29 protein-coding genes and 1 tRNA gene are annotated in these 24461 nt (G+C 65.4%); 12 read left to right on the top strand and 18 right to left on the bottom strand.

Features of this window, described 5'->3' with window-relative positions; all coding sequences use genetic code 11:
- The 8 genes from JT720_RS00680 to JT720_RS00645 all read right to left on the bottom strand — a co-directional run bounded on the left by JT720_RS00680 (position 1) and on the right by JT720_RS00645 (position 7473).
- Entirely contained in the window at positions 1-834 is an 834-nt protein-coding gene (locus JT720_RS00680; protein WP_205478549.1) for an HpcH/HpaI aldolase/citrate lyase family protein, read from the bottom strand.
- On the bottom strand, positions 831-1283 hold the full coding sequence (locus tag JT720_RS00675) for a MaoC family dehydratase (RefSeq protein ID WP_205478541.1): 453 nt from the start codon (positions 1281-1283) through the stop codon (positions 831-833). The genes JT720_RS00680 and JT720_RS00675 overlap by 4 nt, the downstream gene beginning before the upstream one ends.
- A 38-nt stretch (positions 1284-1321) precedes the next feature.
- Positions 1322-1714, bottom strand: a complete 393-nt coding sequence (locus JT720_RS00670; protein ID WP_205478540.1) for a hypothetical protein — start codon at positions 1712-1714, stop codon at positions 1322-1324.
- The gene (locus tag JT720_RS00665) at positions 1714-2109 is read right to left on the bottom strand and encodes a hypothetical protein (protein ID WP_205478538.1); all 396 of its coding nucleotides are present in this window, start codon (positions 2107-2109) and stop codon (positions 1714-1716) included. The genes JT720_RS00670 and JT720_RS00665 overlap by 1 nt, the downstream gene beginning before the upstream one ends.
- An 83-nt stretch (positions 2110-2192) precedes the next feature.
- On the bottom strand, positions 2193-4514 hold the full coding sequence (locus tag JT720_RS00660; protein ID WP_205478536.1) for a transketolase: 2322 nt from the start codon (positions 4512-4514) through the stop codon (positions 2193-2195).
- 47 nt (positions 4515-4561) lie between these two features.
- Positions 4562-5920: an HD-GYP domain-containing protein gene (locus JT720_RS00655; RefSeq protein WP_205478534.1), complete on the bottom strand. Its 1359-nt coding sequence runs from the start codon at positions 5918-5920 to the stop codon at positions 4562-4564.
- Positions 5921-5975: 55 nt separating this feature from the next.
- Positions 5976-6977 (bottom strand): acyltransferase family protein, encoded by a 1002-nt coding sequence (locus tag JT720_RS00650; RefSeq protein ID WP_205478532.1) that lies wholly within the window; start codon positions 6975-6977, stop codon positions 5976-5978.
- Positions 6978-7080: 103 nt separating this feature from the next.
- Positions 7081-7473, bottom strand: a complete 393-nt coding sequence (locus JT720_RS00645; protein WP_205478531.1) for a winged helix-turn-helix transcriptional regulator — start codon at positions 7471-7473, stop codon at positions 7081-7083.
- Positions 7474-7553: 80 nt separating this feature from the next.
- On the opposite strand from JT720_RS00645, the gene JT720_RS00640 reads away from it, so the two are divergent.
- Positions 7554-8108 carry an FMN-dependent NADH-azoreductase gene (locus tag JT720_RS00640; protein ID WP_205478529.1) on the top strand — a complete coding sequence of 185 codons (555 nt, stop codon included), beginning with the start codon at positions 7554-7556 and terminating at the stop codon, positions 8106-8108.
- A gap of 96 nt (positions 8109-8204) precedes the next feature.
- Complete coding sequence (locus JT720_RS00635; RefSeq protein ID WP_205478521.1) at positions 8205-8690, top strand: nuclear transport factor 2 family protein; 486 nt, start codon at positions 8205-8207, stop codon at positions 8688-8690.
- Here JT720_RS00635 and JT720_RS00630 read toward each other — a convergent pair.
- From JT720_RS00630 to JT720_RS00620, 3 genes are read right to left on the bottom strand one after another with little or no spacing between them, the layout of a single operon-like run.
- A complete protein-coding gene (locus JT720_RS00630; RefSeq protein ID WP_205478519.1) occupies positions 8687-10039 on the bottom strand; it encodes a dihydrolipoamide acetyltransferase family protein in 1353 nt (450 codons plus the stop codon). The two genes, JT720_RS00635 and JT720_RS00630, sit on opposite strands and share 4 nt — an antisense overlap.
- Positions 10039-11043 carry an alpha-ketoacid dehydrogenase subunit beta gene (locus JT720_RS00625; protein WP_205478517.1) on the bottom strand — a complete coding sequence of 335 codons (1005 nt, stop codon included), beginning with the start codon at positions 11041-11043 and terminating at the stop codon, positions 10039-10041. The genes JT720_RS00630 and JT720_RS00625 overlap by 1 nt, the downstream gene beginning before the upstream one ends.
- 8 nt (positions 11044-11051) lie before the next feature.
- Complete coding sequence (locus tag JT720_RS00620) at positions 11052-12323, bottom strand: thiamine pyrophosphate-dependent enzyme (RefSeq protein WP_205478516.1); 1272 nt, start codon at positions 12321-12323, stop codon at positions 11052-11054.
- A gap of 78 nt (positions 12324-12401) precedes the next feature.
- Here JT720_RS00620 and JT720_RS00615 point away from each other — a divergent pair, with 78 nt between their 5' ends.
- Positions 12402-12689, top strand: coding sequence for a DUF3297 family protein (locus JT720_RS00615; protein WP_205478515.1), 288 nt, complete (start codon positions 12402-12404; stop codon positions 12687-12689).
- Positions 12690-12692: 3 nt separating this feature from the next.
- On the opposite strand, the gene JT720_RS00610 is transcribed toward JT720_RS00615, so the two are convergent.
- On the bottom strand, positions 12693-12929 hold the full coding sequence (locus JT720_RS00610) for a hypothetical protein (RefSeq protein WP_205478513.1): 237 nt from the start codon (positions 12927-12929) through the stop codon (positions 12693-12695).
- Between the two features lie 230 nt (positions 12930-13159).
- Between JT720_RS00610 and JT720_RS13980 the strand changes: the two genes are divergently transcribed.
- Genes JT720_RS13980 through JT720_RS00595 form a run of 4 tightly spaced genes read left to right on the top strand, consistent with a single transcriptional unit; the run spans position 13160 to position 14706 of the window.
- Positions 13160-13285: a hypothetical protein gene (locus tag JT720_RS13980; RefSeq protein WP_272873149.1), complete on the top strand. Its 126-nt coding sequence runs from the start codon at positions 13160-13162 to the stop codon at positions 13283-13285.
- Positions 13278-14057 (top strand): PspA/IM30 family protein, encoded by a 780-nt coding sequence (locus JT720_RS00605; protein ID WP_272873148.1) that lies wholly within the window; start codon positions 13278-13280, stop codon positions 14055-14057. Before JT720_RS13980 ends, JT720_RS00605 begins: the two co-directional genes overlap by 8 nt.
- A 14-nt stretch (positions 14058-14071) precedes the next feature.
- On the top strand, positions 14072-14470 hold the full coding sequence (locus JT720_RS00600; protein WP_205478512.1) for a PspC domain-containing protein: 399 nt from the start codon (positions 14072-14074) through the stop codon (positions 14468-14470).
- The gene (locus tag JT720_RS00595; protein ID WP_205478510.1) at positions 14467-14706 is read left to right on the top strand and encodes a hypothetical protein; all 240 of its coding nucleotides are present in this window, start codon (positions 14467-14469) and stop codon (positions 14704-14706) included. The genes JT720_RS00600 and JT720_RS00595 overlap by 4 nt, the downstream gene beginning before the upstream one ends.
- Before the next feature lie 77 nt (positions 14707-14783).
- Here JT720_RS00595 and JT720_RS00590 read toward each other — a convergent pair whose 3' ends face one another.
- Complete coding sequence (locus JT720_RS00590; protein WP_205478508.1) at positions 14784-16868, bottom strand: TonB-dependent receptor; 2085 nt, start codon at positions 16866-16868, stop codon at positions 14784-14786.
- Positions 16869-17262: 394 nt separating this feature from the next.
- On the opposite strand from JT720_RS00590, the gene JT720_RS00585 reads away from it, so the two are divergent.
- Positions 17263-17568: a PspC domain-containing protein gene (locus tag JT720_RS00585; protein WP_205478506.1), complete on the top strand. Its 306-nt coding sequence runs from the start codon at positions 17263-17265 to the stop codon at positions 17566-17568.
- Positions 17569-17572: 4 nt separating this feature from the next.
- Here JT720_RS00585 and JT720_RS00580 read toward each other — a convergent pair.
- A tRNA-Thr gene (locus JT720_RS00580) sits at positions 17573-17645 on the bottom strand.
- A 141-nt stretch (positions 17646-17786) separates the two neighbouring features.
- Here JT720_RS00580 and JT720_RS00575 point away from each other — a divergent pair.
- Positions 17787-18086, top strand: a complete 300-nt coding sequence (locus tag JT720_RS00575) for a TM2 domain-containing protein (protein WP_205478504.1) — start codon at positions 17787-17789, stop codon at positions 18084-18086.
- A 14-nt stretch (positions 18087-18100) separates the two neighbouring features.
- Here the strand turns inward: JT720_RS00575 and JT720_RS00570 are convergent, their stop codons facing one another.
- From JT720_RS00570 to JT720_RS00560, 3 genes are read right to left on the bottom strand one after another with little or no spacing between them, the layout of a single operon-like run.
- Positions 18101-18952, bottom strand: coding sequence for a hypothetical protein (locus tag JT720_RS00570; RefSeq protein ID WP_205478502.1), 852 nt, complete (start codon positions 18950-18952; stop codon positions 18101-18103).
- On the bottom strand, positions 18949-20268 hold the full coding sequence (locus tag JT720_RS00565; RefSeq protein ID WP_205478499.1) for a mechanosensitive ion channel: 1320 nt from the start codon (positions 20266-20268) through the stop codon (positions 18949-18951). The genes JT720_RS00570 and JT720_RS00565 overlap by 4 nt, the downstream gene beginning before the upstream one ends.
- A 14-nt stretch (positions 20269-20282) precedes the next feature.
- Positions 20283-21611 carry a replication-associated recombination protein A gene (locus tag JT720_RS00560; protein ID WP_205478497.1) on the bottom strand — a complete coding sequence of 443 codons (1329 nt, stop codon included), beginning with the start codon at positions 21609-21611 and terminating at the stop codon, positions 20283-20285.
- 99 nt (positions 21612-21710) lie between these two features.
- Between JT720_RS00560 and JT720_RS00555 the strand changes: the two genes are divergently transcribed.
- The gene (locus JT720_RS00555) at positions 21711-22325 is read left to right on the top strand and encodes a PadR family transcriptional regulator (protein ID WP_205478495.1); all 615 of its coding nucleotides are present in this window, start codon (positions 21711-21713) and stop codon (positions 22323-22325) included.
- On the opposite strand, the gene JT720_RS00550 is transcribed toward JT720_RS00555, so the two are convergent.
- Positions 22322-23488, bottom strand: a complete 1167-nt coding sequence (locus JT720_RS00550; protein WP_205478493.1) for a glycosyltransferase family 4 protein — start codon at positions 23486-23488, stop codon at positions 22322-22324. The genes JT720_RS00555 and JT720_RS00550 overlap by 4 nt on opposite strands.
- A gap of 120 nt (positions 23489-23608) precedes the next feature.
- Here JT720_RS00550 and JT720_RS00545 point away from each other — a divergent pair, with 120 nt between their 5' ends.
- Both JT720_RS00545 and JT720_RS00540 read left to right on the top strand, forming a co-directional pair.
- The gene (locus JT720_RS00545; protein ID WP_237219595.1) at positions 23609-24124 is read left to right on the top strand and encodes a DNA-deoxyinosine glycosylase; all 516 of its coding nucleotides are present in this window, start codon (positions 23609-23611) and stop codon (positions 24122-24124) included.
- A 37-nt stretch (positions 24125-24161) separates the two neighbouring features.
- Positions 24162-24440 carry a hypothetical protein gene (locus JT720_RS00540; protein WP_205478486.1) on the top strand — a complete coding sequence of 93 codons (279 nt, stop codon included), beginning with the start codon at positions 24162-24164 and terminating at the stop codon, positions 24438-24440.
- Positions 24441-24461: the final 21 nt, after the last annotated feature.

Raw genomic sequence — 24461 nt, 5'->3', positions numbered from 1 at the left:
TTATCGCGCGGCCCGTTCAAGGACGCGCTGTGCCTGCGTGAGGTGTGGCTTGTCGACCATCCGACCGCCGACGCTTAGCACGCCTGCGTCCGGCTGTGCGGCGAACGCGTCGACGATGGCGCGGGCGTGGGCGAGATCCTCCGACGATGGCGTGAAGGCGGCATTGATGGGAGCGACCTGGGCGGGGTGGATGGCGAGCTTGCCGGTGAATCCTTCGCGGGCGGCGGCGCGCGCCTCCGCGAGAAGGCCGGCTTCGTCGCGGAAGTTGGCGAATACGCCATCGACCGGCTGGACGTTTGCGGCGACGGCACCGGCGAGGCAGAGCGACCGGGCCATCCGGTAGGTGAAGCCGAGCTGGCCGTCCGCGTCATATTTGGACGCAGCGCCGAGGGCTGCGGAAAGATCCTCCGCACCCCAGCTCATGGCCGCGAGAGGGGATCGAGGATCGCGATAGGAGAGCAGGCCGAACAGGCTGGCGGCTGTCTCGGTTACGATGGCGTGGACCGGGATCGTGCCGGTCCGATGCGCGAGTTCAACCACGTCACCGCCGGTCTCGGCCTTAGGCAAGACAATGCCGTGGACGTCGGCAATGCCGATGATGTCGAGATCGGCGCGATGATCGTCGGTTCGGAGCGGGTTCACCCGGACCCACCATTGCGGTCCACCGCTCCGTTTAGGCAGTCCCTTGAGGATCTCGCGGGCGCGACCCTTGTTTGCAGGAGCAACGCTGTCTTCTAGGTCGAAGATGATCGCATCGGCCTCGCTGTCGAGCGCCTTGGTGATCTTCTTGTCGCTGTCGGCGGGGACGAACAGCCAGCTGCGCGGCTCGGTCATATCGGTTTCCGGTGGAGCAGTGCGGTGCGCTTCATCGTGCAGACGGTCTCGCCTCGCTGGTTGATGGCGCGGTGCTCCCAAGTCACGAGGCCAGCCGTCGGACGCGAGTTGCTTTCGCGTAAGGAGACCACTTCACTCTCAACGCGCAGGGTGTCGCCGACGAACACGGGCCTGGGGAACTTGACCTCGTCAAAGCCGAGGTTGGCGACCAGCACGCCCATGGTGGTCTCCGCTACCGACACGCCTACTGCCAGCGAGAACGTGAAGCAGCTGTTGACGAGGATCTGGCGGAACTCGCTCGCCCCCGCGGCCTGGGCGTCCAGGTGCAGCGGCTGCGGATTGTGGGTCAAAGTGGAGATGAGGAGGTTGTCCGTCTCGGTGACGGTGCGGGTTAGAGGGTGGGCGACGGTATCGCCGATCTTCCACTCGTCGAAATAGCGTCCTGCCATGCCGACGGGCTTAGGCGAGCGGCCGGCACTTGGGAAGTTCAGAGCGGGCCCCGCAGCAGCCGCGCCTTGAGTTCCGTCATCCCGATCCGCCGTGCCGCCAGCTCAGGCGCGCTCGATCGGATAAGGGTGGCGAGGTGGCCAAGGATCTGGCTCGCGAGGTCGACGCTTTGCAGCGTCATGCCGTAGCGGGTCACCACCAGTCCGTCCGACGCCAGGGTATCGCCCAGCTGCTCCACGAGCCGCCGGACATATTCCAGCTCCTCCGCCACTCGGAGCGCGAATGGATCATCGGTCTGGACCAGAGCCGGGTCGAGCGGCGGCGGATCGGATCGGCGGATGGAGGGGCGGGCAGCTCCGGCGCGAACCGCAGCCTGAATCGCGTCAACCCGCGCCTGTCCCCGTGCCGCGGCAGTGGAGCCTGGACCTTCCATCAGGCCTGACGGACACCCCCGCAGCGCTGGAGTCTGCCGCGCAGGTCGGACATCGGAACCCGGCTCACAGCCTCGTCTGGAAGCGAGGACCGAAGAACAACCGCAAGTTGTCCGAGGGTCTGCCCAACCACATCAATGCTCTGCAGCGAGGGCCGGTGACGGATCGAGGTCAGGTTGTCGCGCGCCATGGTCGCAGCGGCGAGGTCGAGCTGGCGCCAGGCAAAATCGAGTTCGTCCGAGATGCGCTGAAGGAGCACGTCTGCCGTCGGGGCCAGGACGGGATCATCGACCGGAAGTTCGATCCGGCGGATCGGCCGTCGCGGTAAAGGCGTGGCAGGCGCGACGGCATGACGCCGGAACTGCTCCGGCGAGCGAAAACGAACGACCTTGTTCAATCGATATCCCCCACAGCTGGAGGACGCCCCCCGGCGCCCAACACTCTTGTAGGAAGATTCTGCCGGGTCCAGCGACCGAACGACTATCCGTTTTGAAGCAATAACTCCGCGATCGCCTCCGTGATGGCGTCACCGTCGAGCCGGTAGGCCGCGTAAAGGTCGGCAAGGCTGCCGGTCTGGCCAAAGCGGTCCACACCCAACGGGGCGACGCGCTGGCCGAGAACGCCGCCCAGCCAGGACAGCGATGCCGGCGCGGCGTCGCACAGGGTCACGAGCCCTGCCTGCGGGCCGAGACGGGAGAGCAGGCTCTCGATGTGGCTCGATTCGCGGCGGCCTTGCCAGCGGGAAGCTTGCGCAGCGCTCCAATCGCGGTGGAGGAGGTCGGGGGAGGTGACGGCCAACAGGCCAAGGCCTGGGAGGTCGGCGCTGAGTTCGTCATGGGCGGCCAGCGCTTCGGGCATCACAGCGCCCATTGCGACGATGGCCGCTTCTGCTCTCGACCCGGGCTCGCGCAGCCAATAAGCGCCCGCGAGCGCATCGGCCTTCCAGCGGTCGTTGGAACGCTCGACCTGGCGGAGGTTGCGGGTAGACAGCCGAAGGTAAGTGCTCTCCCCCTTCGGGTCGTCAATGAGGCGGAGTGCCTCTTCCATCATTGCCGCGAGCTCGTCGGCGTAAGCCGGCTCGTAATGACGGAGCCCTGGCTGGCCGAGCGCAATGAGCGGCGGGTTGATGGACTGGTGCGCGCCGCCTTCCGGGCCGAGGGTGATCCCGCTGGGCGTGGCAACCAGCAGGAAGCGAGCGTCCTGGTAGCAGGCGTAGTTCAATGCATCGAGACCGCGGGCGATGAACGGGTCGTAGAGCGTACCGATCGGGAACAGCCGCTCACCAAACAGGTCTCCAGACAGACCCGCGGCAGCAAGCATCAGGAACAGGTTACTTTCGGCGATGCCGAGTTCGATATGCTGCCCCTTGGTCGTGGCGGACCATTTCTGCGCCGAGGCAATCTTTGCCTTCGCAAACACGTCCGCCGCTTCCCGCCTCTTGAATAGCCCGCGCTGGTTCACCCACGCGCCAAGGTTCGTGGAGACAGTGACGTCGGGAGAAGTCGTGACGATCCGGTCCGCGAGCGGTCCACCCGCCTTGGCAAGGTCGAGCAGGATGCGGCCGAACGCAGCCTGGGTTGATTGCTCCTCGCCCGTCGGTGCGGCCAGGGCAGGGACCGGGACCTGGCCGAAGCTGCGAGCGCGCTTCTCCCGCGCGATTTTCGCCTGATCGATGAGTGCCTGCACGCCCGGGTGCGAGTTGTCGCCCACGCCAGCCAGGGGTTCCCACTCCTGGCCCTCCTGCACATTCATGGCTTGCCGGAAAGCCGCCATCTGGGTCGGGTTCATCAGCCCCGAATGATTGTCCTTGTGACCGGCAAAGGGCAGGCCGAACCCTTTCACGGTCCAGGCGATGAAGAGCGTCGGCGTGTCGTCGGCGCACTCGGTGAATGCCTCGATCAGCGTCTCCATGCAGTGTCCGCCAAGATCGGCCATGAGGCTCGCCAGCTGGTCGTCGTCGTAGCGCGCGAGAAAGGCATCGGCCATCTTGCCAAGATCGTCCGCCATGCGCTTTCGCCACGCCGCCCCGCCCTGGTAGAGCAAGGCGCTATGGTCGGCGTTCGGCAGACCTTCCAGCCAGTGCCTGACGGGCTCGCCTTCGTAGCTCGCCAGCGCGGCTTCCAGGCGGCGACCGTAGCGCAGCTCAACCGTACGCCAGCCGCAGGAGCGAAAGATCTCGTCGAAGCGCTCGAACATGCGGTCGGCGCTGGTCGCATCGAGGCTCTGGCGATTGTAATCGACGATCCACCAGCAATTGCGGATGTCATGCTTGTAGCCCTCGATTAGGGCCTCGTAGATATTTCCTTCGTCGAGTTCCGCGTCGCCGATCAGTGCGACGAAGCGGCCGCGGTCCTCCTCGCGCATTATGGCATGCGCGGTGAGGTAATCCTGGATGAGCGAGGCGAAGAGGGTGACCGCCACCCCCAGACCGACGGAGCCCGTCGAGAAGTCGACCGGGATGCGATCCTTGGTGCGGCTGGGGTAGCTCTGCGCACCACCGAAGCCGCGAAAGTTCTCGAGCTGCTCGCGCGACTGGCTTCCGAGCAGATAGTGGATCGCATGGAGCACCGGTCCGGCATGCGGCTTCACCGCAACCCGGTCGTTCGGCCCAAGCGCATGAAAGTAGAGGGCGGCCATGATCGCGGTCATGGATGCGCAACTCGCCTGGTGCCCGCCGACCTTCAGCCCGTCGCCGCTGTCCCGCAGGTGATTGGCGTTGTGGATTGTCCATGCGCTGAGCCAACGCAAACGTTCGTCGAGCGCCTTGAGGGCATTGATGTCGGGCGAGGCGGGCTTGAGCATGCGCAGCGCCTAATGCCTGCGAGCACGCGCGTCACCCCACCTGATGCCTAGTCAGGCTGCTGCACCGTGCTCTTCAGCGCGGCGAGACAAGCCGGGTCGATGGCCTTGCCCGCTTCGCGATCCATGATGGCGAGCGCCTGGTCGACCGGCATGGCCGCGCGGTAGGGCCGATCGGACGTCAGCGCGTCGTAGAAGTCGCACGTCGTGATGATCCGGGTTTCCTGCGCGATTTGCGCCTGAGCGAGGCCGAGAGGATATCCCGTTCCGTCCAGCCGCTCATGATGAGCGGCGGCGATGTCGGCGAGACCGGACAAGGCGCCGATATGGGCAAGGATGGCGCGAGTGTGTGCGGCATGGTTGCGCATCTCGATCCACTCGCGCTCGTCGAGTCCGCCAGGTTTCTCGAGGATCGCGCTGGACACGCCGAGCTTGCCGATGTCGTGCAGCAGGGCGGCGCGGCGGAGCAGCCTTACCCGATCTGCGGAAAAGCCGACACGGCGGCCGATACGTTCGGCCATAATGCCGACCCGTTCGGAGTGGCCCGCCGTGTACGGGCTCTTGGCATCGATGACCTGCCCGAAAGCGGCGGCGATGGCATCAAGGTAGCCGTCCTCCACGGGGATGGCGTCGCCTGAAGCAAGCATCCGCACTACGCGCGCTTCGACCATCGGTGAGCGGAGTGTCTGCCAAAAGCTGTCCGCACGGACGACGGACTCGAAGGCCCTGACCAGCTGCGGATCGAGCCAGCTCCCGGAGCGCCGTCGGACTTCGTCCATGGCGGCTTCACGACCCGCGTGCGTGTGGAAGACGTCTGCAACCTGCGACAGAAGGGCGATGCGCGAGAACAGGGGGATCGCCTCTCCGCGGAGCCGACCCGGACGGCCAGAGCCATCCCAATGCTCGTCCAGCCGGTAGATGCCCTCGCACACCGCCCCAGAGAAGCGGAGTGAGCGCGCGATTTCGGATCCTCGCGTGCAGCGGGAGACGATCAGCTCCTGCGCGATCTGGTCCCCATTGCGCAGGATGTTGCCGATGGCTGCGGCGCGGCGTGGCAGGGGCTTGCCCCGGGCGGTTCGGCTGAGCACGAAGTACAAGGTCGCGGCAAGGCTTGTCCCGACGGTCTTGTAGCCTCGCTTGAACTGCCGCTCGTCGACTTCGTAGAGCTCGCAGATGCGAGCCGCATTGCTGCTGCAGCCGAGATCCTTGAGGAGCAGCGTGTAGCAGAGGTCATTCAGCTCCACGGCGGGAAGGCCGAGTGCCCGTCCGACCTGGCTTCCGATCCAGCAGGAGCGCACGCAATGGCCGGCCGGCTGCCCCTCGGTGAGGTCCAGCGCATAGCTGAACGCTGCAACGACCTCGGGCAGAGAGACCGTTTGCTGCGGAACGGAGATCGCCTGATGGAACATGAGGCGAGCGGATTACGCGGGTGAAGTTAAGGAGATGCCTACAGCCGCTCCGGTCCTAAGCCGCGTGGGCGAGGCGCTCGCCCGATCCCGCCCGCTTTTTCGCGCGGGACTGCACCCGCGTCCACAGTTGAGAAATTCCGATGCAGCTGACGAGCACGAAGAGCGTCAGGCCGAACGCGACTGCCAGTCCGCGGAAAGGGATCAGCGGCTGTATGGCGAGAAGGATCAGCGGGTTCATACAGTAGATCGTGACGTTGAACCGACGGAGTGCAGCGAGCCTGTCCAGTATGGCTCCGCCCGACAGCGACCGGGCCAGGAGGAACAGGGCGAAGGCGTACGGGATGGTAGCGAGGGTGACCGTGGGGTGCTCGTGCGGAACGTGGGCCGGAGCGCTGGCGATCAGCACGTCGTCCGCAACCTGGAGCATGTAGAACAGCACGGCCGCGCTTGCAGCCACCATGGGACGGACGGTGACGGGCCGGCTCGCGACTTCGACGCCGATCATCACGAACAGGGGTGCGGTCAGAAAAGCGCAGCGCAGCCAGTGACCGGCAAGGCCGAGGAACAGCTGATAGCCGCCTTGAAAGAGTCCGATGAGCGCCATGGTCAGGACAATCGCCCAGGTGCGATGCCGGCCGAGCAGGCGAAGTGAGACGGCCACAAGGGATAGCGCGAAGCCCAGGGCAGGAAGGAACCACAGGTGCCGAGTGGGCCCACCTTCATCAATGGTTCCGACGAGCTGAAGTAAAGAGCCCCGCCCGGCAAGCCACGCAGCCGCCACGTAGACGGCGATCCAGACCAGGAAGAGCGGAAGGAGCTTGCGCAGGAGCCAGCGTGGGACTGCGAACACCTCTCCTTCCTGCCAGCGCAGCAGGGAGCCGCTCGCTAGAAAGAAGAAGGGCACCGCCGCATGGCCGGCCATCAGAGGCAGATAGGATTCGAGCCCCGGATTCACCGGCCCCGCGAAATGCCACGAATGCGCGAGGATGATCGGGAGCATCAGGAGGACGCGAAAGGCGTCCACGCCGGCCCCCATGCTCGTTGAACGCTTACCCATGCCGCCCCCGCAGATGAGCGGTGATTAGGTACGTGGAGGAGCGCGCGTCAACTTCGATTCCGGCCCCTGACGGAACCCTGTTTCAGACTGGGGCAGGCCGAGGTCAGCCTTCTCGCGCGTCGAAGCGTTGCTGGGCGGCGCGAATGCAGGCGATGTGCTGGATCGCCCAGTGTCCAAGTGCCTGGACAGGCTCGGTCAGGGACTGGCCAAGCTCCGTCAGCTCGTATGTCACCTTGGGCGGGATCGTCGCTTCCACAGTCCTACTGACTAGGCCATCGCGTTCGAGGCCGCGCAGGGTCAGCGTCAACATGCGCTGCGAGATGCCGTCGATCCGGCGCTTGAGCTCGTTGAAGCGGTGCGGCCCGGTCGCGAGGATCATCACGATCAGCACGCTCCACTTGTCGCCGACCCGGCTGAGCACGGGGGAAACGTTGCGGCAGCCGGCTGATTCGAGGCTGAGCCGCAGGTCGGTATCAAGCGTGTGGTCTTCCAACATTTCTGTGCCTTCTTGTGCCCGATTTCGTGACGGTTACATCGGGTGCCTTGGTTACAAAGCAATACCAGAAAGGCACGGGCATGACCATCCTTCACATCGACAGCTCGATCACCGGCGAGAACAGCGTGAGCCGGGTGCTGACCCGCCGGATCGTCGAGCAGCTGTCCGCCGGACGTGAGCACGCGTCGATAATTCACCGCGATCTCGTCGCCGACCCGCTCGATCATCTCACGCTGGGCGCTTTCGCCGACAGCAGCGTGCTGGACGAGTTCCTGGCGGCCGACGCGTTGGTGATCGGCGCGCCGATGTACAACTTCACGTTGCCGAGCCAGCTCAAGGCCTGGCTCGATCGCATCCTCGTCGCCGGGCGGACCTTCCGCTACCGCGAGGATGGAAGCGTCGAGGGGCTTGCCGCGGGCAAGCGCGTCATCGTGGCGCTCAGCCGCGGCGGCTTTTACCGCGGCGACTCGCCGGCGGCTGGCCTCGAGCACCTTGAGACCTACCTGGCCGGCGCGTTCGGCTTTATCGGCATCACGCCGGAATTTGTCGCTGCGGATGGGATTGCCATCGGGCCTGAGCAGCGTCAGCAGTCCGTCGCGAACGCGCTCGGCGAGGTTGAGCGGCTGGCCGCCTGACCTTGACGCAAGAAGGGCAGCGGCGCAGCCAGTTCGCGCTCCGCGCCGGCCTGCGCGTCGCCTGTAGGCGTTCCGGGCCACGCCAGGGGGAATGCCATGATGAGCTCGAACGTGCGGCTTGCAGCGCTGTTGCCTGCTTCCTTGCTGTTGGCGACGCCCGCATGGGCCGCTCCGGCGGACGATGCGGCGGCGGCCATAAGCGCGATATTGGACAAGTTCAATGCCGGGGACGCGAAGGCGTTTGTTGACGCGCATACGGCGGACGCGGTGCTCGTCGACGAATTTGCGCCCCATGTTTGGCAGGGCACCGGCTCGGCCGGGCGCTGGCTGGACGACTACGGGAAATATGCCGAAGCCGCCGGGATAAGCGGCGCCTCGGTGGCGCACGGCACGCCGTTGCAGGCTGCCAGCGACGGCAAGGGCGCCTACATCGTTCTGCCGACGACCCTGACCTTCGCGCAAGGCGGCAAGAAGATGTCGGCATCCGGCAGCATGACGTTCGTCATGTCAAAGGAAGCCGATAACTGGAAGATCAGGGGTTGGACCTACAGCGCTCCGGCAGCGGCGCCCGTCGCGCCTTAAGCGAGAAGGCGCAGCGGGTTTTCGATCAGGGGCCTCAGCGCCTGGAGGAAGCTCGCCGCGTCCCATCCATCCACCACCCGGTGATCGCAGGAGAGCGAGAGGTTCATCCGCTTGCGGATTTCCAGCTCGCCGTTCAGCGGGACGACCTTCTCCTCGACCTTGTTGACGGCGATGGTCGCCACCTGCGGCGGACTGATCACCGGGGTGGACGCGATGCCACCCATCGGCCCGAGGCTCGAAATGGTGAAGGTCGGGCCGGAGAGCTCTTCGCGCGTGGCCTTACCGGTCTTGGCGGCGTCGGACAGGCGGGCGATTTCCGACGCGAGCTGCCAGATGGACAGCCGCTCGGCGTTGCGGATCACTGGTACCATCAGTCCGGACGGGGTCTGCGCGGCCATGCCCATGTGGACCGCGCCATGGCGGGTGACGACATTCGCCTCGTCATCGTAGGTCGCGTTGATCATCGGCCATTCCGCCAACGCGCGGGTCAGGGCAGTGATCAGGAACGGCAGGAGAGTCAGCTTCGGGTTGGAGCCGCGATCGCGGTTCATCATCGCCCGCGCATCTTCCAGCGCAGTGACGTCGAACTCTTCCACGAGCGCGAAGTGCGGGATCCGCCGCTTCGCTTCCTGCATGTTCTCCGCGATCTTGCGGCGCAGGCCGACCACTTTGATCTGCTCGTCCTGTCGCGGCGCGGCGCCACGGGTGGACAGCTGGCCACCGTTGTAGAGCAGGTAGGCGTCGAGGTCCGAGTGGCGAACGCGGTCGCTTGCAGTACGGACCTGCGCCAGATCGATGCCGAGATCGCGGGCGCGCTGGCGAACGGCGGGAGACGCGAGAACGTGCGCGTGAGTCTCGCTCGTCCCGAGCGCAGTCGAAGGGCGTTCTTCCGCCGGCTGCACTGGTGAACGCGCCTCGACTTCAGGCTGCGCCTGTCGCTCGGAAGGAGCGGAGGCTTCAGCCACGGTTAGCGCCGGCAGCGCCTCTTCCTGCGCCGGCGTCGGGGCCACGGCGCCATCACCCATCGCGACACTGTCAACCCGCTCACCATCGAAGCGTGTCTCGGTGCCTTCCTGCGAAGCAATCGGGGTGTCGGCGCCGACGTCCGCATCCGTCTCGATCTCCACGAGCACGGATCCGATCGCGACCTGGTCGCCGACCTCGCCCGCAAGGCTCTTCACGGTACCTGCAACCGGCGATTCCATCTCCACGGTCGCCTTGTCGGTCATCATGTCGGCGAGCTGCTGGTCTTCCTCGACCCGGTCACCGACCTTGACGTGCCAGGCGACGATCTCGGCCTCGGCGATGCCTTCACCGATATCAGGGAGCTTGAACTGGTACGTAGCCATCAGTCAGCCATGACCTTTTCTAGTGCGAACTTCAGACGCTTCGGGCCGGGGAAGTAGGCCCATTCGTATGCGTGCGGATAGGGCGTGTCCCAGCCCGTGACGCGCTCCACCGGAGCTTCGAGGTGATAGAAGCAGCGCTCCTGCACCAGCGTGACCAGCTCTGAAGCGAAACCGGAGGTGCGGGTCGCTTCCTGCACGACGAGGCAGCGGCCGGTCTTCTTCACCGAGGCTTCGATGGTCTCCATGTCGAGCGGCACAAGCGTGCGCAAGTCGATGACCTCGGCGTCGATGCCATTCTCCTCGACAGCAGCCAGGGCGACATGGACCATCGTGCCGTAGGTGAGCACGGTCAGTTCGGCGCCTTGGCGGACTACCTGCGCCTTTCCCAGCGGGACGGTATAGTGCCCGTCAGGCACCTCCGCTTCCGCGCGCTTCGCCCAAGGGGTGACCGGGCGGTCGTGATGACCGTCGAATGGGCCGTTGTAGATGCGCTTGGGCTCGAAGAAGACGACCGGATCGGGGTCCTCGATTGCCGCGATCAGCAGGCCCTTGGCGTCGTAGGGCGTGGAGGGGACGACCACCTTCAACCCCGCGACATGGGTGAACAGCGCCTCGGGGCTTTGCGAGTGAGTCTGGCCGCCAAAGATGCCGCCGCCGTAGGGCGTGCGGATGACCATTGGCATCGTCCACTCCGCCGCGGTGCGATAACGCATGCGGGCGACTTCGGAGACGATCTGGTCGTAGCCGGGGTAGATGTAGTCGGCGAACTGGATCTCGATCACCGGCTTCAGGCCGTAGGCTGCCATGCCCACGGCCGTGCCGACGATCCCACCCTCGCTGATCGGCGCGTCGAAGCAGCGGGTCTTTCCGAATTCGCGCTGCAGGCCTTCCGTCGCGCGGAACACGCCGCCGAAGTAGCCGACGTCCTCGCCGAACACGACTACGTCCGGGTCCCGCGCCATCATCACCTTGTGAGCCGAGTTGATGGCCTGGATCATGTTCATGACGGCCATCAATCGTGCCCCGCTTCCTTGAGGCACGCGGCCCGCTGTTCCTGCAGGTTCCACGGCAGCTCGGCATAGACGTCGTCGAACATGCTCTCGATGTTGCTCCGGCCCTGCTCGGGGAGGATGCCGAGTTTCTCGGCTTCCTTCTGAGCGGCGCGAACCTCCGCGTCCGCTTCCTTGACCAGCGCGTCGTGGCGCTCGTCGTCCCACTCGCCCAGCGCGACGAGGTGCTGCTTCAAACGGGCAATCGGATCGCCAAGCGGCCAGGCCTGCGCCTCACCCGCGGGGCGATAGCCGGTCGGATCGTCGGAGGTGGAGTGCCCCTCGGCGCGGTAGGTGAAGAACTCGATCAGCGTCGGGCCGTTGTTGGAGCGCGCCCGCTCCGACGCCCACTGCACGGCGGCATAGACGGCCAGTGCGTCATTCCCGTCCACCCGCAGCCCAGCCATGCCGTAGCCGACTGCCCGCGCGGCGAAGGTGGCGCGTTCGGCGCCCGCGATGCCGCTGAAGCTGGAGATCGCCCACTGGTTGTTGACCACGGCGAGAATCACCGGCGCGTTGTAGACCGTGGCGAAGGTCATCGCCGAGTGGAAGTCGCCCTCCGCCGTCGCGCCGTCGCCGATCCAGCCCATGGCAATCCGGCTATCCTCCTTGATCGCGCTGGCCATCGCCCAGCCGACCGCCTGCGGATATTGCGTGCCGAGATTGCCCGAAATGGAGAAGAAGCCGTGCTCCTTGTCCGAATACATGATGGGCAGCTGACGCCCCTTCATGTGATCGCCGGGGTTGGAGTAGATCTGGCACATCATCTTCACCAGCGGGTAGCCGCGGCTGACGAGTAGGCCCTGCTGGCGATAGGTCGGGAAGTGCATGTCGTCGCGGTGCATGGCGGCGGCGGTGGCGACGGCGATCGCCTCCTCGCCGGTGCACTTCATGTAGAAGCTGGTCTTCCCCTGCCGCTGGGCGCGGTACATGCGGTCGTCGAACACGCGCACGGTGACCATGTCGCGCAGCATCTTGCGCAGCGTGTCGGGATCGACCTTGGGGTCCCACGGGCCGACCGCGCGGCCCTCGTCGTCTAGCACCCGGACGAGGTGGTCGGTGAGCGGAAAGGTCTCGCGCGGGTGGGCCGCCGTGTCCGGCCTCGGAGCTTCACCGGCCTTCGGGACGACAATGGAGGAAAAGTCCGGTTCGTCGCCAGGCCGGTACGGCGGCTCCGGGACGTGGAGCGCCAGCGCGGGTGCGTTGCGGCGCGAGTTGGGGTCAGCATCACTCATCGGGAAAGTCGCTTAGTGCGGGTGACGCCGGGCGGCAACGGTTGACCGTCGCTCGCGCGCGGCGCTAGGGCGCTGGCCATGTCCGATACGCCTCCAGACCGCCTTTCGCTCGACCCGCGCAGCCCGCATTTCGATGCGGAGTTGCTAAAGCGGGGGGTGGGTATCCGCTTCAATGGCTCTGAGAAGACCAACGTCGAGGAATATAGCGTGTCGGAGGGCTGGATTCGCGTCGCCGCAGGGCGGAGCCGGGACCGGTTCGGCAATCCGATGACCGTCAAGCTGAAGGGCACGGTCGAGCCCTATTACGAAGATGCCGGCGCCTCGGGGAGCGAGGACGCCGGCACCGCGGGTCAGGAAGACCAGTAAGGGTTATATTCGGCGGCCGCCAGGGGTCGCCTCGGACGGGTAGCTCGGGCGAGTCCGGCGCGAGCGGTTCCAGTCGTAGAGCTTCTTCGCGCCATAGCCGAGGGCCAGCATTCCGCCGAGGCCGCCAAGTCCGCGCCGGGCCACGTGCGCTCCTGCCGCGCCCAACAGGGCTCCGCGCAGGCCGTCGTTCCGGCCAGCCATCTTGTTGCCGATGAAGGCGCCCGCAATCTTGCCGAGCATAACAGAGTCCTTTCCTTCGATACTTCGCGCTCAAAGCGCCTGAACGCGCAATCAGGTTCCGCAACGGTCGATTGGTGAAATCTCCCATGCGGGCTTGGTGGGATTTCCCAAACGGCTCATCCAATCCTGACGATTCGTTCAGAAAACGGCGGAAAACCGGAATTGGCACGGCCTTTGTATAGATCATCCCGAAACCCGCCCAACACTGCGGGTGACAGGGAGAAGATGAAATGTACGCCAAGTCGTCGCTCTTCGCTGCGATCGCCGCGATCCTGGTGAGCACGGTCATCATGGGCACCACCCTCGCTCCGGCGCAGGCTGCCACTATCGACCTCATGGCGATCACCCATGCTTGAGCCGCTGGAAGCTCGGGTTCCCGATCGTGCCATCCGGCTGGAGCCGATGGCGGCGGAACCGCAGCGGGTCCGGACGGAATCCCGCTTTGCTCCAGTTGCGGCCTTCTTCGCCAGCCCGACGTTCAGCCGCTTGGGCGACATCATGGCGGCGAATATGGGCGCCATGCTCGACCGCGCCGAGGACCCCGCCCGCATGATCCGCATGATCATCCTCGAGATGGAGGAGACGCTGGTGGAGGTCCGCGCATCGGCGGCACGGGCGATTGCCGACGCCAAGGAGATCAAGGCTACCGTCCGGCGCCTCGAGACGATCCAGTCGGACTGGGCGGGCAAGGCGGAACTCGCCCTCGAGAAAGGGCGCGAGGACCTTGCCAAGGCCGCTCTGGGCGAGCGCCACAAGGCTGCGAACCTGGCGTGCAGCCTTGAACGAGAACTGGAGGTCGTTGCAACCACCTGTCGCGCTTACGACGCGGACATCACAAAGCTGCAAGGCAAGCTGCGGGAGGCACGGGGCCGGCAGCATGCCATTGCCACCCGCATGGACGGAGCGATGAACCGGGCGCGCGCGGCGGAACTGCTGAACGGCTCGCGCACAGCCGAAGCCTTCGCGCAGTTCGAACGGCTCGAGCGCCGGGCCGACGTGGCGGAAGGCCGCGCCGACGCTCTTGCACTCGGTAACCACGAGGACGAACTTGCCGCCCTGAAGACCGACCAGGCGATCGAGGCGGAACTGGCAGCTATGAAGACGGCGCTTGGTCGCCGGCTCAATTAGGGATGAGCAGGATCATGGAAAACAAGCCATTCTTCACCATTGACCGGCGCGAGCGGAAGCTTCTCGGGGTCTGCTCGGGGTTGGGCAATCACTTCGGGATCGACCCGACTTTCATCCGCATTGCCTGGATCGCGGTTCCACTGCTCACCTTCGTCACCGTGTGGCAGGCGCTGATCGCCTACATCATTGTCGGTGTGATCGGCGGCGCGGCGCAGCGCCACCGTCGCCAGCGGGCCGGGAGCGAGTTCGAGCGGATGGAAGAGGTCGGGCAGAGCCGCCATTCGATCCACGACGTGCGCACCAAGCTCGATGAAACCGACCGCAGGCTGATGGCCATCGACCATCACCTGAACAGCCAGAATGACGACCTCGCTCGTGAGATCGAGGCCCTGAGGAAGGAGGACACGAAATGATGGGCGCCGAAAGCATTCTCGCCATTGGCATCTTGTCTCTCGCCGGACTCGTGGTCGCCACGATCGCGGCTCTCAAGGGCTGGCAGGGCTGGCTGGAACTCAAGAAGATGGAGCTGGCTGGGGCGAGCCACGAGCGCGAGCCTTCCGCCCCGGTTGCCGGAGGGCGGATCGAGATCGCGGACCTTCGGGAACGCGTCCGCAAGCTCGAGGCGATTGCTGCCGGGATCGACTACTAGGGAGCGGGCACAAGGCCGTCGTTCATCCCGCGACGGCAAACAAGGGCGGTCCTCCCCTCAGGGCCGCCCTTGTCGCGTCAGTAGGCGAAGCGGGCGGTCAATCGGAAGTCGCGACCGGCGAGGGGCGCGTAGTCCTTCAGCAAGCTCGTGTGGCGACGGGCGTTGACGTCGAAGAGGTTGTTCGCGGCCAATCCAAGGGTCAGCTCGGGGCGCTCGGGCAACGGACGCCAATTCAGCGACGCATTCACGAGAGTGAAGGCGTTTGTCTCTGTTTCAACTGGAGCGTTGCGCCGCTGCGCGAAACTATGTTCGACCTCTAGGCGCCCATCCAAGCTGCCCCTGCGGCCCTCGACCGCCCCGAGCAGACGCAACGGTGGGATCTGCGGGGCCGGGCCGAAGTTCCGCACGGTTGCGCGGACATAGTCGGCTACACCCTCAAGGCTCCAGTCAACGCCGGCAGCCTGTCCAGCCTCGGCTCTGGCCTCGACTTCGAAGCCGGTGAAGCGGGCGCGGCTCTGGCGATACTGGTAGACTGGCAAATCGTCCTCGATCTCGCCGGTGGGTGCGAGATAGATGAAGTCCCCGAAGCGGGTATGGTAAAGGCTGGCTGCGAAGGTGAAGGGGCCGGCCGCGCGGCGGAGGGTCGCCTCGATCCCCACACTTTGCTCCTTGCCAAACTCCGTGTTGCCGATCTCGAAGGCCTGCGTTCCGGCATGGGGTCCGTTGGCGAACAGTTCGTCGGGGGAGGGGGCGCGCTCGGTATATGAGAGGTTGAGACCGGCGCGGACTCCGGCACCGACCGCATAGGTACCGCCGACCGAACCTGAGAAGCTGGTGAAGCGCCGGCTCACCGCAGGGGTCCCCAGATCCCCATCTTCCCGCGCAGTCAGGCGGTGAAACTCGATTCGGCCGCCAGCCTCGAGGCGGAGCGCCCCGCGATCAAGGTGCTGCAGGGCGAACAGACCGGTCTGCCGCTGGCGGTTGTCAGGCAGGAACTTCTCCTCGCCGCGGATCCGCACCTTTCGGTTCAGATATTGCGCACCAAACGCGCCGCCCCAGCCGTCGACAGTACGCTGGACCGCTTCCACGCGTCCTTCCGCGCCCTTGGAGAAGAAGCTGGACCCGATCTCGCCCGTTTCTTCGAGTTCGTCATGTCGGTAGTCGATGGCGCCGGCGCGCACTCGAAGTTGCTCGACGAATCCCGCAAGCGGGATTTCCGCCCGTGCGTCGTAGCGGGTCTGCTTCAGATCGATCCGGACCTGCTCCGCTTCGATCGACGGGTCGAAGCTGTAACGAACCGGAACGCCATAGAGATTGTCCAGCCGGCTCACTGCGAAGCCGACGTTGAGAGCGCCGTCCACCCAGGCCAGGCCGCCCGCGAGCTCCGATTGCTCTGCGGCACTGTTGGCCAGGACGTCCTTGAAGTCGGCGAGCTCCCGAATCTCCGGCTCCGTGCTGGCCCGTGCCTGCTCCCGCAACGAACGGCTCAGGACATGACCTCCGATCTCGAGATCCTCTGTCTTGGTCCAGCTTGCGTCGCCGTGGAGGACGAGCTTGCTCCACAGAGGGACGTCCACCGTCAGGTTGGCTCCGCGCTCGTCTGCCGCGCTGCCGAGTGTGCCGATCGCGTCGACATGTACGGGGCGCTCAGGCTCATTCCGGGGGATGCGCGAGTCGATCACGTTCACCACGCCGCCCACCGCATTGCTTCCGAACAGCAAGGCCGCCGGGCCGCGCAGAACCTCGATCCGCTCGGCCGTCAGCGGATTGATGGCGACGGCATGGTCCGCACTGGTGGTGGAGACATCGAGGCTCCCGATGCCGTCCGTCAGCACCCGGATCCGGTCGCCGCCAAGCCCGCGAATGATCGGGCGGGAAGCGTTCGGTCCAAAGCTCGTGGCGCTGACACCCGGCTGGCTGGCGAGGGTCTCGCCGATCGTGGACCTCACCTCACGGGCAAGTGTTTCGGAGGACAGGACCGAGACGCCCCCAAGCACATCTTCCCGGTTGCGCCGGACGCTGGTGATCACGATGGCGCGGCTGTCTTCCGGATGGTGATCGCCCGCATTGGGTTGGCGAGCGGCATTTAGCGCCTGCGATGCCACCGCCTCGGGATCTGACTGTTGGGCGAGGAGGGCAGCAAGGATCAGTGACGTGGACATGGCACTCGCATCGAAGAATCACGGTTGAAGGGCCGTCTAGCTTTGATGTTACAACATCGCAAATGGGAGTCGGGGGTTCGTCGAGGGAAAAGCTCCGTCGAGCGCTCGACGCGCTGGAAGGCGGAGCATCTCCGCCTGCCCCCACAGGTCGAACAAGACATGCGGCTCGCCCGCTCATCGAAGATTCAGCATTGCTGGTTGATTGGACCGCGCGTGTAACGGGTTGGTCAATTATCCCAACTAATCGGCAGCTGCGCTTCTCCTGAGTGGCTTGAAGGAGAAGCCGGCAATGCCAACCTACTGGGAAACGGGGCGTTCGCCCAATTGGCACAATCCCTGCTTGGTAGAATGCACGAGGGCCGCCGCCGGGTGGCGGTCCGGTGAGGAGTTTGAAATGGCGAGCGAGAAGACCAACCTGTTCCTGCGGAACGACACGATCTTCGGTGTGTGCGAGGGCCTCGGCGAGGACCTCGGTTTCAACCCGAACTTCCTGCGCGTGCCGCTCGGCACGATGATCATCTTCGCACCAGTGTGGGCGGTCGGAATCTACGCTGCTCTTGGGCTAGTCGTGCTTGCCTCCCGCCTGCTGTTCCCGGATCGGCGGATCGCTTCCGCTGCGGCGCAGACGACCTCTGCCGCAGGGCCGGTCGCGATTGCGAACGCGGACAACAGCGAGGAGCGCGTTCTGGAGGCTGCGTGAGCGGTGCCGGTTGCAGGATTCGAACCCGCGACCTTCGGTTTACAAAACCGCTGCTCTACCAGCTGAGCTAAACCGGCCGTCCGCTGCGACGCTATTGCGTCAGTTGCCGCCGGACGTCCAGTCCGGTTAAGCGCAGGAATGGTAACTTTCTGTTAGGACAAAAACGCTTGCTCGGTCGTGAGCCTTGAACCATTCTGCTTTGCGAACAGGGGAGCACGATGGATCAAAGTCTTAAACAGCAACTTGTTTTCGAGGCCAACAAGAAGTCAACGGGCGCGAGTTATCTGCTCTGGTTCTTCCTCGGTGGCTTTGGTGCTCACCGTTTCTACTTGGGTCGGACTGGCTCAGCTATTGCGCAACTTCTGCTGGGCCTGCTGGGCTGGATTCCCTTGTTTCTGGGCTGGGTTGTTCTCGGGGTCTGGTGGCTGATCGATGCGTTCCTGATTCCGGACATGATCCGGGTCGAGAATATGAAGACGATCAGCCGGATCGAAGAGGGGCGTCCCTACGCACTCTGACGGACGGCTTCAGGTCAGGTGATGCCGAAGGTCCACCCTTCGGTGCGCGCAAGCTCTGCGGTGAGGCCTTCCGGTGAAAAGGAGTCGGGATTTCGGGAATGTGCCCGCATCCCGGCTGCCGTCACGAGCGCGTCGGTCTGGTGATCGTTCGGCTCGAACCGGAGCCGTGCCGGAGGGCTGGCCAGACCAGCAAGGGCGCGATTGAGATCCGCGCGGGTGCGCAGCTTGGTTCCAGGCAGTCCGGCATTGCGCAGATAAATTCTCGTGTAGATCTCGACGACCGCGCTGCCGGTCACGGGTAGGTCGTCCATCGGCCAGATCGCGATGTGCGGATCGATGCGGTGGAGCAGGCGCATGCCCGAGAAGCTCGCCTTCGCGACCTGCGCTGCCCCAATCGCATCATAGGCGCTTGCGGTCTTGCGCCCGCCCTGCGCGTTCAGCCGCGCATCGCACTGCCGGAAGTGGACAAAGTCGGCCTTCGTGCCGTCCGCAATGCCGAAGTAGAAATGCCGGCGGTGGACTTGCTCCAGGAAGGAGGTGGCGCCGAGATCCTCGTCCGGAGCCTTCGCATCGACATAAGCCCAGAACTCCCGGGCGGACTTCGGCACGTTTCGTTCACCCGGCAGATAGGCCCCGCGCTCCGCAAAGGGTGGCGCGAAGCTGAAGTCGAAGCCAAACAAGGTTGGCTCCCGCGCGCCCTTGTGGAGCAGCCAGTCGGCGACCTCCTCGCGTGACCAGACGTGGCCGGGACGTACCAGGCGCGGGGCACCAGAATCCCGCGCTTCCGCGATCGCGATGCCCTTGTGGCGACGCCCTTTCGCTCCCGACCAGTCGATCGCGACGAAGGCCGTGAAGCGCCCCGTCACACCAGGGTGGGACCGTCATCGGACGGCGGAGGCGTGGTTCCCTTCAGCCGCGGCGGACGGGGAGGGCTGACCGTGCCCGAGCGGCCCTGCTCGATCCTGTCCGCATAGTGGGAGAGAATGCGTCCCGCCGCTTCCCTGCCGCCCAGGCCGAAGGCGAGGGCCGTGGCGATCGCGGCCGAGCCCAGGATCAGGCCGAACGCGAGGATCACGATTTCGTTGGCCAGGCCCATGAAGGTGAGGCCGATTGCGGTGAACAGCGCGATGATCGCGTAGCGCACGATCGTTTGGGCGTAGCCTCCCTCGCCGGTGCTGGAGCCGACCAGGTTGGCGAGCACCCGGGCGAGGAAGATGCCTGCCACGATGATCAGCGTCCCGAAGATCACCTTACCGCCCAGTTCCGTCACCTGGAACAGGAAGCCGGCGATCGCGTCCCCGCCGAGTTGCCGTGCGGCCTCGATCGCCGCCGCCAGCATGATTGCAATGAAGGCGACATTCGCCACGATGCGGGATGGAGCCGTGGTGGCGGGCACCATGCCGGTCGAACGGATCGCATCGTCAAACCCCGTCGGAGGCAGGATGCCCTCGATGATCGTCTTCAGGAAGCGAGCGGCAATGAAGGCAATACCGAGCCATAGGGCTGCAGTCAGCAGCCGGGGAATAGCGGCGCTGATCTGATCCAGCATGTGAATCGCAGGGCCACTGATCGCCTCGATGCCGAGAACCTGCAGCGCCGCAATGGCCACCGGGATGATGATGAACGCGAACACCAGGATGCCGGCCGCCCGGGCGAAGGTGGCGCGCCCCTGTCCCGGAGCGGCGCCCGGTGGAACAGCCGCGGGATCCGGCCGCACGGTGCTCGGGTGATCGCCAAGTCCCGCGCGCGCCATCCACCCGTCGACGTTGGCGGCGGAAAGCACCGTTTCCACCAGCTTGCGGACGATACGGGCGACGATGAGGCCAATGAAGAAGATCAGCCCTGCACCGATCAGGCGGGGGAGGAAGGCGAAGATCTCGGTCGTCAGCTGGTTGATGGGTTGCAGGATCTGACCAATGCCGAGGAACTGGAGCGCCGCCATGATGCCGACGAGCCAGATGATCAGCTTGGCAATCGTGCCGAGCTGGTGACCGATGGTTTCATGCTGATCGCCCGGAGTATGCTTCTGCAGGGCGGGCGTCCGGGAGACCGCCTTGGCGAGCGCCCATTTGACCGCGCGGGCCACCAGCCACGTTATCAGCAGGATCAGGAGGGCAATGGCAATTTTTGGCCCCCATTCCATCAGTTGCGCCTGCCAGTATCGGCTGGTGTCTCTGTACATCGGGTCCCTCCTGTTCAGTCGTCTGAGCTGCGCCGTTCGCTGCGCAGCTCCGCCCAGTAGCGTAGCCGTTCCGCAACCTTGGCTTCAAAGCCGCGGTCGGTCGGCTCGTAGAAACGTTGCGGACTCATTCCTTCCGGCCAGTAATCTTGGCCCGAAAAGCCGGCCTGCTCGTCATGATCATAGGCGTAGCCGCGGCCGTACCCGATGTCCTTCATCAGCTTCGTCGGAGCGTTCAGAATGTGCTTCGGCGGCATCAGGCTTCCAGTATCCTTCGCGCTTCGCCATGCCGCTTTCTGCGCCTTGTAGGCCGCGTTCGATTTCGGCGCGACTGCGCAATAGAGACAGGCCTGCACGATCGCGAGCTCACCTTCGGGAGAGCCGAGGAAATCATAGGCGTCCTTGGCGGCGAGGCACTGGACAAGCGCCTGCGGATCGGCCAGCCCAATATCCTCCGAAGCGAACCGTGTCAGCCGGCGGAGGACGTACAGCGGCTCCTCCCCCGCGGTCAGCATCCGGGCGAGATAGTAGAGCGCCGCCTGCGGATCCGACCCCCGCAAGCCTTTATGCAGGGCCGAAATGAGGTTGTAGTGACCCTCCCGGTCCTTGTCGTAGACTGCCACCCGGCGCTGCAGGAACGCGGCGAGGGCCGTTGGGTCCAGCGCTTGCTCCAGCGCGACGTCGAAGAGCGTTTCGGCCTGATTGAGCAGGAACCGCCCGTCGCCATCGGCGCTCGCGACCAGCGCATCCCGGGCCGCTGGAGTGAGGGGAAGCGCTCGGCCGACCACGTCCTCGGCACGGTCGAGGAGGCTGCAGAGTGCGACATGGTCGAGGCGGCGCAGGATCAGCACCTGGCAGCGGGAAAGCAGCGCGGCGTTCAGCTCGAAGCTCGGGTTCTCCGTGGTAGCTCCGACGAGGGTTACGGTGCCGTCTTCGACAAAGGGAAGGAATCCATCCTGCTGCGCGCGATTGAAGCGGTGGATCTCGTCCACGAACAGCAGGGTTCGGCGACCTGCTTTGGCGTGCTCTCGTGCCTCTGCGAAAACCCTCTTGAGGTCGGCCACGCCGGAGAACACCGCTGACAGCGGGACGAAGCGAAGGTCGACCGCCTGGGCCAGCAGGCGCGCGATGCTGGTCTTGCCGGTACCCGGTGGGCCCCAGAGGATGAGGGAGCTGAGCTTTCCGGCCGCGACCATCCGGCCGATCGCACCTTCCGGGCCGGTCAGGTGCTCCTGACCGACCACATCTCCGAGGCTAGCGGGACGAAGGCGGTCCGCAAGCGGGGCGTCGGCGGCCGGTGGCACGGGTGCAGCTTCCACGGGATCGTCGCTGAACAGGTCGGCCATGCACGGGCTGCTATAGGCTGCGCCGATGCACATCTCCAGCGTGGCTTGTCTTCGATGCAGCGAAGATATATCTCGATGCAGTCGGAAGGAGTCGTGAAGATGGGTTGGTATCGACAGGGTTGCGGTGGCGGCGAACGCTGGCCGCGTGGCATGTTCTCAATGGGTCCGGGCGGGTTCAGCTTCGGGCCGGGCGGGCGCTTCGAGTTCGAGTTCCGCGACGATGATTGGAGCGGAAGGCGCCGCGGCCGTCGGGGCCGCATGTTCGGGCAAGGCGAACTTCGGCTCGTGCTGCTCAAGCTGATCGCGGACGAGCCGAGGCATGGCTACGACCTCATTCGGGCGATCGAGGAGATGACCCACGGTGACTACGCGCCCAGTCCGGGCGTGGTCTACCCCACGCTGACCATGCTGCAGGACATGGGGCTGATCGAGGAACAGGCAGCCGAGGGGACCCGCAAAAAGTTCGCCGCTACCGTCGAAGGGCACAGCCACCTGGAGGAGAATGCGGGCGAGGTCGAGCGTCTGTTCGAGCGGCTGGAAGAGCATGGTTCCTCTCGCCGCCGCAGCAGCCGGCCGGAACTCGGGCGCGCAATCGGAAACCTGATGCACGCTCTTCGCAACCGCGTCGCTCACGAGGGGTGGAACGAGGACCTTCTCAACGAGGTCACCGATATCCTCGACGACGCCGCCAAGCGGATCGAACGGTTGCGCTAGCCCTTGATCCGGGCCAGGCGCTCCCGCCGCTCGATCGCGCGGAGGTAGGTCTTCACCACGGCCGAGTTGATGTGGTCCCAATCCTGAGTCTTGGCGAACTCCAGACCTGCGCGGCCGTGACGTTCGCGCAGGCTGGGGTTTTCGGCATAGGCCTGCAGCGCGTCGGCAAACGCCGTGATGTCGCCCGGGTCGGCAAGGACGCCCGTTTCTCCGTCGCGTACGAGGTTGGTTGCTCCGGTCGCTTCGGCAGCAACCACCGGCAGGCTGCAGGCCATGGACTCGAGGGTGACGTTGCCGAAGGCTTCGGTCACGGACGGGTTCAGGAAAACATCCGCGCTGGCAAGTGCGCGAGCGAGGTCTGATCCCTCCTGCTGGCCGAGAAATATGCCGCTGGGCATCCGTTCCTGGAACCAGGGCCGGGCCGGTCCCTCTCCGATCACGAGCACCTTGTGGCGCACTCCCCGGCGCGCCAGCTCGTCGATGGTGTCGGCGAAGACGTCGAGCGCCTTCTCCATCACGACCCGGCCGAGAAACGCAACGACCATCTCGTCGTCGCCGACCCCAAGGGAGCGCCGCCACTCAACGTCCCGGCGCCCTGGATGGAACTGCTCCCGATCCACTCCCCTGGACCAGATCGCGATGTTGCGATTCATCCGCTGGGCACGAAGGACGGCTGCCGTGGACTCGGCCGGGACGAGCAGTGCGTCGCAGCGGCGATAGAGCCGGCGGAGGATGGCTCGGACGGCGGGCTCCAGCGGCTCGAGGTGATAGTACGTGAGATACGTCTCGAACCGGGTGTGGACGGAGGCGATGGACGGGATCCCTCGCCGACGCGCCCAGCTGACCGCCCGATGGGCGGAGATGTCGGGGCTGGCGATATGGAGAATGTTGGGCTGAAAGGCCGCAAGGTCTCTCCGAACCCGCAACGGCAGGCCCAGTGGCAGCCGATATTCGTCACGTCCGGGTGCCGCGACGGAAGGCAGCGACACCAGGTCGCCGGTGGGCGGGAAGGCAGGACTTGCGACCGTGGGTGAATAGGCGCGAACCTGCGCACCCTGACGCAAGAGGTAGCCGACCAATCGGTTCAGCGCCTGGTTCGCGCCATCGCGAACGTAATTGTAATTGCCCGATACGAGGGCGATGCGCAGGTCGGCGGCGGTCATGACGCCCGCCCTTAGCGGCGCGGGGCGGGACTTTCCACTTTGGCGCTGGATCGAAGCAGGAGTGCAACGCAGGCGACAGCGGCTAGGCGAAGCAGAAGGGTCATGGCAAGGAGACGTGGGATGGCCACGGCTCTTTTGCAATCCGTGCTCAAGGCGTGCCTGCCGCCCGTCGTTGACGCCAAAGTGCAACTTCTCATCTGCGGAAGCCTGCCTGGCGAGGCGTCGCTGAACGCCGAGCGCTACTATGCCCACCCGCGCAACCAGTTCTGGCGCTTGCTGGAGGCCGTGATTGACGAGCCGTTGGCGGCGCTTCCCTATGAGGATCGCCTCGCCACTCTGCTGCGTCGCGGAGTGGGTCTCTGGGACGTGGTCGCCACTGCACGCCGGCAGGGTAGCCTGGATGGCGCCATGCGCGCGGTCGAAGCCAACCCGCTGGGCAGCCTGGTTCAGGAGCTGCCCGTCTTGAAGGCAGTCGCCTTCAATGGCGGAACGGCGGCTCGGATCGGCCGACGAGTGCTCGGAGCGACCAAACTGACGCTGCTCGATCTTCCCTCGTCCAGTCCTGCGCTCACCCTTCCGCTGGTCGAGAAGACAGAACGCTGGGCCGTGCTGCGCCAGTTCGTTCCGGGTGAATGATTGACACGAAAGGGGCCGCTCGCCGAAGGCTGGGTTCATGACCGACCTTCCCCCGCCTGACACGACTGCCTTGTCCATGGTCGATGAGGCGCTGGTCGCCGGAACCATCGCCAACACCAACGGCTTGCTGGTGATCCTGGCCAAGCTGGTCAGCAAGGGCGTGTTCGATGCGGCCGACCTCAAGTCGTTCAGCGAGAGCTATTCCAAGCCGCTGGACCACGAAGGCATGCGCGAGAACGAGCTCGTCAGCCAGATGCAGGATCAGATGGAGAGCACGCTGGCCGAGTTGATGCGTTTCCTGAGCGAGCGGGGGTAAGGTTCACGTCACTCCCGCGAA

The organism is Sphingomonas arenae, from assembly GCF_016924655.1.
GTDB classification, from domain to species: domain Bacteria; phylum Pseudomonadota; class Alphaproteobacteria; order Sphingomonadales; family Sphingomonadaceae; genus Sphingomicrobium; species Sphingomicrobium arenae.
The sequence above is the reverse complement of the archived record's forward strand: the minus strand, read 5'-3'. Positions and strand labels throughout refer to the sequence as shown.